10 protein-coding genes are annotated in these 12,499 nt (G+C 52.0%); 5 read left to right on the top strand and 5 right to left on the bottom strand.

The features are described 5' to 3' along the window. Positions 1-115: 115 nt before the first annotated feature. The 4 genes from A9B99_RS00760 to A9B99_RS00745 are packed head-to-tail and all read right to left on the bottom strand — an operon-like array spanning position 116 to position 4,166. Positions 116-1,543, bottom strand: coding sequence for an amidohydrolase family protein (locus A9B99_RS00760; RefSeq protein ID WP_064593674.1), 1,428 nt, complete (start codon positions 1,541-1,543; stop codon positions 116-118). 16 nt (positions 1,544-1,559) lie between these two features. Beyond that, positions 1,560-2,363, bottom strand: a complete 804-nt coding sequence (locus tag A9B99_RS00755) for an ABC transporter permease (protein WP_369934401.1) — start codon at positions 2,361-2,363, stop codon at positions 1,560-1,562. Next, positions 2,344-3,171, bottom strand: a complete 828-nt coding sequence (locus A9B99_RS00750) for an ABC transporter ATP-binding protein (protein WP_064593668.1) — start codon at positions 3,169-3,171, stop codon at positions 2,344-2,346. Before A9B99_RS00750 ends, A9B99_RS00755 begins: the two co-directional genes overlap by 20 nt. 17 nt (positions 3,172-3,188) lie before the next feature. Beyond that, entirely contained in the window at positions 3,189-4,166 is a 978-nt protein-coding gene (locus tag A9B99_RS00745; protein WP_064595428.1) for an ABC transporter substrate-binding protein, read from the bottom strand. A gap of 556 nt (positions 4,167-4,722) precedes the next feature. On the opposite strand from A9B99_RS00745, the gene A9B99_RS00735 reads away from it, so the two are divergent. Then, positions 4,723-5,706, top strand: a complete 984-nt coding sequence (locus tag A9B99_RS00735) for an isopenicillin N synthase family dioxygenase (RefSeq protein ID WP_064593660.1) — start codon at positions 4,723-4,725, stop codon at positions 5,704-5,706. Between the two features lie 144 nt (positions 5,707-5,850). Next, positions 5,851-6,081: a tautomerase PptA gene (gene pptA, locus A9B99_RS00730; protein WP_064593657.1), complete on the top strand. Its 231-nt coding sequence runs from the start codon at positions 5,851-5,853 to the stop codon at positions 6,079-6,081. A 251-nt stretch (positions 6,082-6,332) separates the two neighbouring features. On the opposite strand, the gene A9B99_RS00725 is transcribed toward pptA, so the two are convergent. Continuing rightward, positions 6,333-8,372: a choline transporter gene (locus A9B99_RS00725; RefSeq protein ID WP_064593653.1), complete on the bottom strand. Its 2,040-nt coding sequence runs from the start codon at positions 8,370-8,372 to the stop codon at positions 6,333-6,335. A 272-nt stretch (positions 8,373-8,644) separates the two neighbouring features. On the opposite strand from A9B99_RS00725, the gene betI reads away from it, so the two are divergent. The 3 genes from betI to betA are packed head-to-tail and all read left to right on the top strand — an operon-like array spanning position 8,645 to position 12,449. Continuing rightward, positions 8,645-9,235: a transcriptional regulator BetI gene (gene betI / locus A9B99_RS00720; RefSeq protein ID WP_064593649.1), complete on the top strand. Its 591-nt coding sequence runs from the start codon at positions 8,645-8,647 to the stop codon at positions 9,233-9,235. Positions 9,236-9,249: 14 nt separating this feature from the next. Further along, positions 9,250-10,722: a betaine-aldehyde dehydrogenase gene (betB, locus tag A9B99_RS00715; RefSeq protein ID WP_064593646.1), complete on the top strand. Its 1,473-nt coding sequence runs from the start codon at positions 9,250-9,252 to the stop codon at positions 10,720-10,722. Between the two features lie 17 nt (positions 10,723-10,739). Next, on the top strand, positions 10,740-12,449 hold the full coding sequence (gene betA, locus A9B99_RS00710; RefSeq protein WP_064593642.1) for a choline dehydrogenase: 1,710 nt from the start codon (positions 10,740-10,742) through the stop codon (positions 12,447-12,449). Positions 12,450-12,499: the final 50 nt, after the last annotated feature.

The raw sequence follows: 12,499 nt of genomic DNA, 5'->3' as shown, positions 1-12,499 counted from the left end.
TTAATTTTTTGTGATTTAAATAAAGTTCTGTTTCAGGGCGCATCACCAAAGAAAATCAGGAACACCGGCAACACTGACTGTTGCCGGTAATTGCCGTCAGGGTGGTCCTGGTGAATTAGCGACGCAGGCCTGCCCGTGTTTGCAACTGTATTACCGCACTGGCAGCATCCAGCTCAAGCTGAGCCAGGTCAACACCCGGCAGGTTGTCGTTTTCCATAACAACCTGGCCTGCGCACAGTAACGCCCGCAAACCTGGCCGGCCGCCACTGACAACAGGGGCAATTGCCGGGTCGTGCAACCCAAAATAACGGGGGTCATCCAGTTGATACAGCGCGATATCTGCTGCCATACCCGGAGCCAGTGAACCGGTGCCATTGAGCCCCAGCACAGCCGCACCACCCGATGTTCCCCAACGGATAACGTCATCAACCGTTGCTGCGTCACCGCCACCTTCCCACTGGCCGCCATCATAGCGCGGGGTTGCCAGCATGCCTTTGCGTGCGCGTTGCATTAACCAGGCTGCATGGGTTTCACTAATCATATCTGCCGCTTCGTTCGAACCGGCACCGTCCACGCCCAGCGAAATTTTCACACCCGCCTGTTCAAGGCCAATAATATCGGCAATGCCACTGCCAAGACGCCCATTACTTTGCGGGCAATGCGCAATACCTGTACCGGTTGCCCCCAACAGAGCAATCTCTTGCGGCAATAACTTCACCAGATGTGCGAACCAGACATCCGGGCCGGTCCAGCCATATTCCGCACAAAACTCAACCGGCGTCATGGCGAACTTACTCCGTGCAGCATCAAGGTAATCCACCGTTTCAGACAGGTGGCTGTGCAGGCGAATTCCAGAGCGGCGAGCCAAATCAGCACATTCACGCAATTGTTCCGGGGTAGTGGAGTGCAGCGAGCTGGTTGGGGCCATGACCACCTGGCGCATGGCTGTCTCGCTTGCCTGGTGATAACGGCTGGTAAGCCGCTGCATATCTGCCATCCAGCTATCAAATTTTTCCGGGCGCAACGCCTGAGGTAAATTCTCCTCAAGACCACGAGTTTGTGTGGCGCCTCCCCGGCATAACACAAAACGAATCCCTAATGCGCTGGCTTCTTCAAACAGAATATCGGCGCTGTCAAAGGGCATGCCGGGCCAGTAAAGATAGTGATGATCGGCCACCGTAGTACACCCGGAACGCAATAACTCAACCAGGCCAACACGGGCCGCAACGCGAAACGTCTGTTCATCAAACGCAGCCCGGTAACGGTAAGGCGTGGCAGCAAGCCATGCACCAAGGCTTTGGTTAAGCCCGCCAGCTTCACCTTTAAGTAACGACTGGAACAAATGATGATGAGTGTTAACCCAGCCTGGGTAGGCAATACAGCCCTTAGCATCCATAACAGGTGTATTGGCAGGCGTATCCAGGTCACCAATAGCCGTTATGGTGCCGTCTTCAACCAGAATATCGTGCCCGCTGTGGCGGGCCAGGTCACCCGCCAGGCCTGTCATAATGGTGCGGCAGTGTTTAATTAGTAAACGGGGCATCTCAACTCCTTGTGGTTTATTGCGCGCTTTCATGCCAGTGACGCAGGAAGTAGTGGCTGAGCAGTGACATCAGGCAGAATAAACCCAGCCCAGTGCAGGTAATTAGAAACAGGGCGGCGAACATCAAAGGCAGGTTAAGCTGGAACCCCGCCTGAAGGATTTGCCAGGCAAGCCCCGCACCAGTTCCCCCCGTTCCGGCAACAAACTCAGCGACCACGGCACCAATTAACGCCAGCCCGGAGGCAACACGTAACCCGCTAAAAAAGTGGGGCAGCGCCGCAGGCAGGCGCAGGCGTATCAGTTCCTGCCAACGAGTTGCCTGGTTGATACGAAACAGATTAACCAGCCCCGGGCTGACACTACGTAAACCCAAAGTGGTGTTGGTTAACACCGGAAACACAGCGACCAGCATTGCGCATACCACCAGAGCCAGAGTGGTGTTGTGGATCCAGATGATTACCAACGGTGCAATAGCAACCACTGGCGTAACCTGAAACAAAATAGCCCAGGGCATCAGACAGGATTCAATAACCCGGCTTTGGACAAACAAAAATGCGACGGCTGTACCAATACAAACCGCCAGCATAAAAGCCAGCAGGGTGACTTTCAGCGTAACCCAAAAACTCCCCAGGAGTGCAGGCCACTGTTGATAAAGCACAGCAGCAATATCGCTGGGTTTTGGGGCCAGCCACACAGGTACAGCAAACTGGCGGAAACACACCTCCCAGGCACCGATTACCACCAGGCCCAGTAACACCGGCCATACTGCACGACGCATGGCCGGGTTATCGAACAACGGCTTAGTCATGCTGACCTCCACTGGCCTGTTCCAGTTGTGCCGACAATAATGCGCACTGGCGAATAAAACGTTCTGAAGTCCGAAATCCTGAATCCCGGTCTTGTGGGCCATCGATGGCGATATCGGCAATCACTCTGCCTGGCCGTGCTCCCATCACAATAACGCGCGAAGAAAGGTAAACTGCTTCATAGATACTGTGCGTAACAAACACCACGGTGAGGTTACGGGACGCCCACAATGTGCGAATCTCACTATCAAGCCGCTGGCGGGTGAATTCATCCAGCGCACCAAAAGGTTCATCCATTAACAATAACGAGGGGTTGGTCACCAGGGCTCTGGCCAGTGAAACCCGCATTTGCATCCCGCCCGAAAGCTCTTTTGGCCGGGCATGGGCAAAGGCACTCAACCCTACAGTCTCCAGCGCCTGTAACACACGCAGGTTAGCCTGTTTTTTGTTCTCGTGGCGCAGATCCAGCGGCAGGCGCACATTTTCGGCAACGGTTGCCCATGGCATCAGTGTCGCTTCCTGAAACACCATGCCCATACGGCTGTGCTCGTCCCGTTCTGCCTTACCATTCCAGCGCACCTGACCGGCGGTAGGGCTTTCCAGTCCGGCAAACATTTTTAACAAGGTACTTTTGCCGCACCCTGAAGGGCCAAGTAACGAAACGATTTCACCCTGCGCGATATCCAGATTTAACCGCTCGAGGGCAAGAGTGCCATTGGGGTAACGCTTTTCCACTCCACGCGCCATCAGAAAGCGCGAGCCAGGCGTTGCCATTGTTGATATTGTTGATGGCTCAGAATCAAAAGATAAGACGCTGCTCATATCGCCTCCGTCACCCATTACATAGCGTTTTTTGGGTAAAATTGTGTGGTATAAGCGGCCTTCCAGTCGGTCGCAGGATTCAGCAGCCCGGCATTAACCATGAAATTGCGGGTGGCTTCCCAGCGTTTGTCTGTCATCACGCCCACACCGCCAGTTTTGGCATCCCCCCCTTCAATAAGCTGCAGTTTCTTCATTTGGCTGATGCCAAACGCCAGTACAGCATCCGTCATCTGTGGATTCTCTTTTTTAATTAATGCATTACCGGGCGCCGGATTTTTCAGATAACTTTTCCAGCCTTCCATAGAGGCTTCAACAAAGCGTTTGAGGACATCGGGTTTCTCTGCCAGCAAATCATTACGGGTAACCAGAATGCCGCCATATGCCGGATAGCCGTATTTGGCAAACAGCCAGAATTCACTGTCAGGCTGGGCTTGTTTTGCCTGTTGCACTTCTGAAGTGGCATAAGCTTGTTGTGCTGTGTTTTTGTCAGCCAGAAACGGTTGCATATTGAAAGTATAAGGGCGTACCTGGCTGTCTTTCAGATGGTACTTCGTTTTCAGCCAGGGCCACCAACTGGCTTGCCCACTGGCGGAAACCAGAATGGTTTTTCCTGTTAAGTCATCAAGATTTTTGACATTACCGTGGGTCAGCAAACCCTGTGGGTCAAACTGGAAAGGGGCTGCAATAGCTTGCAGGGGAAAATGCTGTTCAATGCCTTTGAGTACCTGCAAATCATAGCTCACTATGACATCGGCACGTTTAGCAAGCAGCAAAGTCATATTATTCAGTTGCGGCCCTCCGGCTCGCACATCAACATCCAGACCATATTTTTTATAAATCCCGGTCGCCACCGCCTGGTAATAACCACCTTGTTCAGCCTGAGCAACCCAGGTGGTTTGCAGAACCAGTTTATCGTTGGCGTGGGCGAAATGGGTAAGCGTTGCTGCAAACAGCAGGGAAGTGGCGACGGTACGGCATCTGAAGTTAAACGACATAGAACCCCCAAGAGTAATGGACAAGTAACGCCTCATCAGGGGTGCGGTATGCTCATTGCAATACGCGTGGCTCCTGATGAGGAACCGCTAACGTTGCAGAGCAATGTCCCATGCGGGCTGGCCGCACTAACCGCTTATACTCTGCATCTGCTATTGCAAAGGCGGTGCCAGTTCAAATCATGAACAACTAACACGTTGATATACATATATAAAACCAATCCCCCATAAGTCACCCGAATAAAAAGATGCACAAATGTTAATGCCAGGTTGCATTATTATGCACTGTAGTGAAACAAAAGTTGCACCAGCGCACTAACATTGTGCGTATCATGCAGTGAATAGCGGCGCAGGTCACATAAAAAACAATAATTTTCAATATGATAAACAAAATAAAATTACTGGCATGGCTTTTGCTGAAATAGTCATGAGTAGAAGCGTTCAGCCGGTTACCTGTCTTTACCGGTGGGTCATTGCTCAATGTGCACCACAAGCCTGTGGTGTTTACTGAGTTGTGGCCCGCACTGTGGGCCACCCTGTCATTTAAAGAGGGTGAACCATGAATCAACCTTTCACTGCTACTTATTTACTGGATGAGCTGAATAAAGAAGCCACTATGGGCGCACCAGGGCTGGAAGCTCAGCGTGAAGTTCGTGTCATTGACATGCAGAACTTTGTGCAGCGTAAAACAGAGATTGCCGACGCGATTTGGGCTGCCGCCACAGATATCGGTTTTTTTCAACTAAAGAACCACGGCATTCCCCTTCAGGACATTCAGGCCGCGTTTGAGCGCGCTGAACAATTTTTTGCCCTTCCTCAGGAAATTAAAGCGCGTTACCCACTAAACCGTAATGCAGGCTGGGAAAGCAAAGCACAAATACGCCCATCGACCGGTACACCTGACCAGAAAGAGTCCTGGCAATTAACCCGTCCACGCATGGCTGGCCTGTGGCCAGAAGAAGAGATATTACCCGGTTTTAAACAAGAAACACTTGCATTTGAGCACCAGTGCTGGGCACTGGGTATGCAGGTACTGTCTTGCTTTGCTCTGAAACTCGGATTCAGCGAGGATTTTTTCACCACGGCACATGACCCGGCAAGCCCTGGATACCAAAGCACTTTACGCATGCTGCACTATTACCCGGTCCCCCTTAACACGCAATCCTGGCGGGCAGGCGCACACACGGATTTTGACTGCCTGACACTATTATTCCAGCGCGCCGGGCAGGGCGGTTTACAGGTTTGCCCCGGCAAAGAGCACCAGAGCCAGGCGTGGACACCCATTGAACCGCACGACGACGTGATTACCTGTAACATTGGCGATATGTTAATGCGCTGGAGTGATGATCTGCTACCGTCTAATTTCCACCGGGTACGTAACCCCAGACCTGGTGAATATAATGGCCCACGTTATAGCCTGGCTTTTTTCTGCCAGGCCAATGAAGATGTGGTCATTCAGGGTCCCCAGGGAAAATACCCGCCAGTCAGCGCCAAAGACTACCTGGCTCAGCGCGTCAGCGCGAATTTTTCCGGGAAATACTGACATCAGTTTTTATGCGCATAACCGGTGGGTTCCGCCGGTTATGCCTGGTTACACTCATCCTGAGTACAGGCAGGTATTTTTGCGTGAAACCGTGGCAAATACAGGTTATCTTGCACACTAATTTATTTTTCGGAGAGTAGCGATATGCCCCATGTTGATATTAAGTGTTACCCCCGCGAGTTAACCCAGGAACAGAAAAAAGCACTGGCAGATGATATTAGCCAGGTGCTGCAGAAACATCTGCAGGCAGCAGAGCACACTGTATCCGTTGCTCTGGGTTATATTTCACCGGAGCACTGGAAAACACAGGTCTATGATCGCGAAATCGCCCCCCAAATGAATAACCTCGCCAAAAAACCAGGGTATGAACTCTAGTTTATTCAGGTAATCAGTAATCAGCGCCTGAAGGCGCTTCAGATTGATGAAAAAGAAGGAAAAAGCGTGGTTTTTCCTTCTTTTTAGTTAGCAGCCGAAAATCAATGAATTGATTTTCCCGGTTTTTATTGGGTGACATCCTCTCGTTCTGTGCGGACATGAGGTTTGTCATCAGACTCGAGCGCCTGAAGGCGTTTTTTTTGTGCAAAAAAACCGCCACACAGATGTGCGGCGGTTTTAACTCATGCCGGTCAGGCGGCAGGAAAGACAATAGTATTCCCCGGCGCTTCGCGGTGCAGATGAATAAAGTTCAGATGCCGCTCATACTGATCCAGAATATCTGTAATAACCTGTTCTTTACTGTAGCCCATCAGGTCATTCCCCTGGCTACCTTCACGCAGGAATGTCTCCAGTCGGAAGTAAGTGGATTTTCCACTCTGTGCCCGGTAGGTAAAGCCCGGGATGGCATAGCGCTGCGGGTGAATTTGGTAGAGGAAATCTGAGTCATCACCCAGGCCCACACGCAGTGACAAATAGCCAGGTTCCGATGCATCCTCCACATTCGGCACGCGTTTCCATTCCACTTCCGCGCCACTGTTTGCCAGTTCACTGGCAACTTCTTCCATGGCAGGCTGGCAGATGGTTTCCATCATTTTCTCGGTATATCCCTGTCCGGGGTAGTTCATCAGGCGCGAGATGCGTTTTTTCCAGCTGAGCCTCCCCTGAGCTTCCGGGACAGAGGCCAGATCCATCGAGGCACTGGCCCGACGGTAATCTTCAATCTTGAGCGATTTATACAAACCAGCTATCACAAAAAACATGACAAAGCTGAAGGGTAACCCCATGATAACAGTGGTGTTCTGCAAGGCCGGAATTCCATTAGTCATCAGCATGCCAATGGTGAGTACACCAATCGCCAGCGACCAGAAAATACGCAACCAGTTAGGCGCATCACTATTAATGTCTTTCAGTTTGGCCGTGAAGTTACTCAGCACCAGTGCGCCGGAATCCGCGGATGTGACATAGAACAACAGACCGGTGATGGTGGCAACAGAAGCGCTGAACGTAAACCCGGGGTACTGTGCCAGCAATCCATAAAAACCACGCTCCGGGTGGGCCATCGCTTCAGTCGCGAAGCCTGCGTCACCATGCATGATGGCGTAGAGTGCGCTGTTACCAAATACAGACAACCACAACAGGGTGAAAGTGAAAGGTATAATCAGCGTACCCAGCACAAACTGGCGAATGGTACGGCCACGAGAAATACGCGCAAGGAACAACCCAACAAACGGTGACCATGCCACCCACCAGGCCCAGAAAAACAGCGTCCAGTTGTTCATCCATTCTGTTGGCCGGTTAAACGCGAAGCTGTTCAGGGTCATTCCCATAAAGCGGTTAATGTAATCCCCAACATTCAGTACCAGTGCATTCAGCAGGAACTCGGTATTACCAGCAAACAGCATAAACAGAATCAGGCCAAGAGCCATCAATACGTTGAGTTCCGATAACAGGCGAATGCCTTTATTAACACCTGAAGTTACGGAAATAGTGGCAACCAGCACGGAAAACGCAATTAAGCCAATTTTCGCCCCCATGGAATCGGGAATATCGAACAGCACATTCAGCCCATAGTTAAGCTGAACGACACCAATCCCCAGTGTGGTGGCAATACCAAAAATCGTACCAATTACCGCTGCGATATCAACAGTATGCCCAATTGGGCCATTAATCCGTTTGCCAAAAATGGGGTAGAGCGCCGAGCGAATCGCCAGCGGCAATTTGTAGCGGTAACTGAAGTAAGCCAGAGCAATGCCCATTAATGCGTACATTGCCCAACCCGTCAGGCCGTAATGGAACAGAGTCCAGACCATTGACTGACGTGCGGCTTCAACGGTTTGCCCGGCACCTTCCGGCGGAGACATATACTGGGTAACCGGTTCGGCAACAGAGAAGAACATCAGGTCAATACCTATCCCTGCGGCAAACAACATCGCAGCCCAGCTCAACAGACTGAATTCAGGCCGGGAGTGCTCAGGCCCAAGCTTGATATCGCCATAGCGGGAGCAGGCAAGAAAAACCACAAAAACGATATACAGCGTGGCGGCCAGTAAGTAATACCAGCCAAACGTTGCTGAAACCCAGCTTAGTGTGCGTCCTATTACAGTCGCGGAAAAATCCCGGAACAGGATAGTACAGAATGAAAACAACAAAATCAGCCCGGCGGAAAACCAGAAGACCACGGGGTTGAGTTTGTTTTTTTCCCTGGCGGGAGATGTAGTCGGTGTCGTCATCAATTACCTCTGTTTAAGTAATGGTGACCGCCCTTAAGAGCAGCGCAGGTGACAAATATCCCTTTGTTGAGTTGTATGCAGGTCAGTTCCTTGCCTGTTTTAATCATAATTTATTTATTTTCAGTAAATTAAATACGTTTTTAAATCAATGAGCGTTCATTTTATTAACCATGGCAATCATTACATGTAACAATTAATACACATTTTTTATTGAACGTTCAATTAAAAAAAGATTAAATAGATAACAAATATTGATGAATGAGGCCGTAACAATGCCAAAAGTGGGGATGCAGCTAATCCGGCGCAGACAACTGATTGATGCCACGCTCAGCGCCATAAACGAGGTGGGTTTGCATGATGCAACCATCGCGCAAATTGCTTCACGCGCAGGTGTCTCCACAGGAATCATCAGCCATTACTTTCGTGACAAAAACGGTCTGCTGGAAGCGACTATGCGCGATATTACGGCGCACCTGCGTGACGCCGTGGTAGGGCGTTTACGCCAGGTGGACCCGGCAGATGTCCATGCCCGCCTGAGTGCCATTGTTGAAGGTAACTTTGATGAAGGCCAGACCACATCGGCAGTAATGAAAGCCTGGCTGGCATTTTGGGCGGCAAGTATGCACCACCCAATGTTGCACCGGCTGCAAACCATCAGTAGCCGCCGGTTGTTATCCACCCTGGTTGCGGAATTTCGCAAAGTGATGCCACAACCGCAGGCAAGGGTTGCAGGCTACGGGCTGAGTGCACTGATTGACGGGCTGTGGTTACGGGCCTCGCTAAGTGGCAAACCTTTTAACCGGGTGCAGGCTATGGCAATTGCCATGGTTTATATCGACAACGCGTTGTCTGGCACCGATTAACACAGGAGAAACACATGTCCCCATTGGGTGAACAACAACTCTACATCGGCGGACGCTATGTCCCGAGTGTGGCAGGCACCACCTTTGAGACCATCAACCCGGCCAACGGTAATGTACTGGCCCTGGTTCATGCCGCCGGGCAGGCGGATGTGGACAACGCGGTTGCATCCGCTGCCCGCGGACAGAAAATCTGGGCAGCAATGACCGCAACAGAGCGGGGCCGCATCCTGCAAAAAGCGGTGACAATATTGCGTGAGCGTAATGCCGAACTGGCTCACCTGGAAACGTTGGACACCGGGAAAGCGTACAGCGAAACCAGTACCGTGGATATTGTCACTGGTGCCGACGTACTGGAGTACTACGCCGGCCTGGCAACGGCGCTGGAAGGGCAGCAAATCCCATTACGAGACAGCGCGTTCGTTTACACCCGCCGTGAACCACTGGGTGTGGTTGCGGGTATTGGCGCGTGGAATTACCCCATTCAGATTGCATTATGGAAATCTGCGCCAGCGCTTGCGGCAGGTAACGCCATGATCTTTAAACCCAGCGAAGTCACTCCATTGACAGCACTGAAACTGGCGGAAATCTACACCGAAGCCGGTTTACCTGATGGCGTGTTCAATGTGCTGCCAGGTACCGGGCCTGAAACCGGGCAGTGCCTGACCACCCACCCAGGAATTGCCAAAATCTCCTTCACAGGTGGGGTGCCAACCGGGAAAAACGTTATGGCCAGCGCGGCATCTTCCTCGCTCAAAGAAGTCACCATGGAATTGGGTGGCAAATCTCCATTGATCATCTGTGAAGACGCACCAATAGAAATGGCCGCAGATATCGCGATGATGGCGAATTTTTTCAGCTCAGGCCAGGTTTGTACTAATGGCACCCGCGTTTTTGTTCCTGCCAAAATGAAAACAGCCTTTGAAAAGGCTATTTGTGAGCGGGTAGCCCGTATCCGTGCCGGTGATCCGTTAGCCCCTGAAACCAACTTTGGCCCGCTAGTGAGTTTTCCGCACCGCGACCGGGTAATGAACTATATCGCCAAAGGCAAAGAAGAGGGGGCGCGAGTGTTATGTGGCGGTGGCGCGCCACAAGGCGAGGCGTTTGCGGGTGGTGCCTGGGTGGAACCGACAGTCTTCACCGATTGCCGTGATGATATGACGATTGTCCGCGAAGAAATTTTTGGGCCGGTAATGAGCATCCTGACCTGGGAAGAAGAAAACGAAGTCATTTCACGGGCCAATGCCACACAGTATGGTCTGGCGGCTGGCGTAGTAAGCCATGATATTCGCCGTGCACACCGGATCATTCATCAGTTGGATGCCGGGATCTGCTGGATCAACACATGGGGGGAATCGCCTGCGCAAATGCCGGTCGGCGGTTACAAACATTCGGGCATTGGCCGGGAAAACGGCCTGGCAACCCTTGAGCATTACACCCAGCTAAAATCAATCCAGGTTGAACTGGGTGAATTCAGTTCTTTGTTTTAACCCCTGAGGAGCGACGAATGAAATATGATTACATCATTATCGGCGCCGGGTCCGCAGGAAATGTGCTGGCCGCGCGTTTAACAGAAGACCCGGAAACCACGGTGTTATTACTGGAAGCAGGCGGGCCAGATTACCGCATGGATTTCCGCACCCAGATGCCCGCTGCGCTGGCATACCCGTTACAGGGGCGGCGGTATAACTGGGCCTATGAAACCGAACCAGAGCCGCATATGAATAACCGGCGCATGGAGTGTGGCCGCGGTAAAGGTCTGGGCGGTTCATCACTGATTAATGGCATGTGCTATATCCGCGGTAATGCTCTTGACCTGGATAACTGGGCACAGGACCCGGCGCTGAAAAACTGGGATTACCGCCATTGCCTTCCTTATTACCGTAAAGCAGAAAGCCGTGATACGGGCGCAAACCCATGGCATGGCGGAGATGGGCCAGTCAGCGTGGCCACACCGAAAACTGGCAATAACCCGCTGTTTAACGCCATGGTGGAAGCGGGCGTTCAGGCCGGCTACCCACGCACTGACGATTTGAATGGCTACCAGCAGGAAGGCTTTGGCCCAATGGATCGTACTGTCACACCGCAGGGCCGCCGTGCCAGTACCGCTCGTGGTTACCTCGACCAGGCAAAACAGCGCGCAAACCTGACCATTGTCACCCACGCTTTAACCGACCGCATTATTTTCGAAGGTAAACAAGCGGTCGCCGTTGAGTACCTTGAAGGTGACAGCAATATTCCGGTACGCGCAGAAGCAGAACATGAAGTATTGTTATCCGCAGGCGCTATTGCCTCGCCTCAAATTCTGCAACGTTCCGGAGTGGGGCGCGCAGACTGGTTGCAGGAACTGGGGATCCCGCTGGTGCACAACTTACCTGGTGTTGGGGCTAACCTGCAGGATCACCTGGAAATGTACCTACAGTATGAGTGCAAAGAACCTGTCTCGTTATGGCCTGCGTTACAGTGGTGGAACCAGCCAGCAATTGGCGCCGAGTGGTTGTTCAATGGTACAGGAGTTGGTGCCAGCAACCAGTTTGAAGCCGGGGGCTTTATTCGCTCCGATGCCCGTTTTGCGTGGCCAAATATTCAGTATCACTTTTTGCCGGTAGCCATCAATTACAACGGCTCAAATGCCATCCAGAAGCACGGCTTCCAGTGCCATGTAGGTTCAATGCGTTCACCCAGTCGTGGTCGCGTAAAGCTTCGTTCCACTGACCCACGAGAAGCTCCGGGCATTTTGTTTAATTACATGTCCTGTGAGCAGGACTGGGAAGAGTTCCGTGCCGCCATTCGCCTGACGCGGGAAATCATGCAACAACCTGCGCTGGATAAATTCCGTGGTGAAGAAATCAGCCCGGGTTCCTGGTGCCAGAGTGACGAAGAGCTGGATGCCTTTGTGCGCGAACATGCCGAAACCGCGTTCCACCCTTGCGGCACATGCAAAATGGGCAGCGATGAACTCGCTGTGGTTGATGGTGAAGGCCGGGTACATGGCTTAACCGGATTACGGGTAGTGGATGCGTCTTTGATGCCACAAATTGTCACCGGTAACCTCAATGCCACCACTATTATGATTGGTGAAAAAATTGCCGACATGATTCGTGGCCGTGAAGCACTACCGCCATCGGACGCGGATTATTACGTGGCTGGTGATGCACCAGTGCGTAAAACCCCATTGCGTGAAATCACAGCAAGAAGTACCGTGCCAGAAGCATAACATCTGCCAGTCTGGCCCCATACCGGGGCCAGACTGGGTTATTGCCAGGC

It is taken from the genome of Mangrovibacter phragmitis (assembly GCF_001655675.1).
In the GTDB taxonomy this organism is placed as follows: Bacteria; Pseudomonadota; Gammaproteobacteria; order Enterobacterales; family Enterobacteriaceae; genus Mangrovibacter; species Mangrovibacter phragmitis.
The sequence above is the reverse complement of the archived record's forward strand: the minus strand, read 5'-3'. Positions and strand labels throughout refer to the sequence as shown.

Excerpts from the sequence above, each read along its gene's own strand:
- A9B99_RS00725 (WP_064593653.1), bottom strand. The coding sequence starts at position 8,372 with ATGACGACACCGACTACATCTCCCGCCAGGGAAAAAAACAAACTCAAC.
- A9B99_RS00760 (WP_064593674.1), bottom strand. The coding sequence starts at position 1,543 with ATGCCCCGTTTACTAATTAAACACTGCCGCACCATTATGACAGGCCTG.
- betA (WP_064593642.1), top strand. The coding sequence starts at position 10,740 with ATGAAATATGATTACATCATTATCGGCGCCGGGTCCGCAGGAAATGTG.
- betI (WP_064593649.1), top strand. The coding sequence starts at position 8,645 with ATGCCAAAAGTGGGGATGCAGCTAATCCGGCGCAGACAACTGATTGAT.
- betB (WP_064593646.1), top strand. The coding sequence starts at position 9,250 with ATGTCCCCATTGGGTGAACAACAACTCTACATCGGCGGACGCTATGTC.
- A9B99_RS00735 (WP_064593660.1), top strand. The coding sequence starts at position 4,723 with ATGAATCAACCTTTCACTGCTACTTATTTACTGGATGAGCTGAATAAA.
- pptA (WP_064593657.1), top strand. The coding sequence starts at position 5,851 with ATGCCCCATGTTGATATTAAGTGTTACCCCCGCGAGTTAACCCAGGAA.
- A9B99_RS00745 (WP_064595428.1), bottom strand. The coding sequence starts at position 4,166 with ATGTCGTTTAACTTCAGATGCCGTACCGTCGCCACTTCCCTGCTGTTT.
- A9B99_RS00750 (WP_064593668.1), bottom strand. The coding sequence starts at position 3,171 with ATGAGCAGCGTCTTATCTTTTGATTCTGAGCCATCAACAATATCAACA.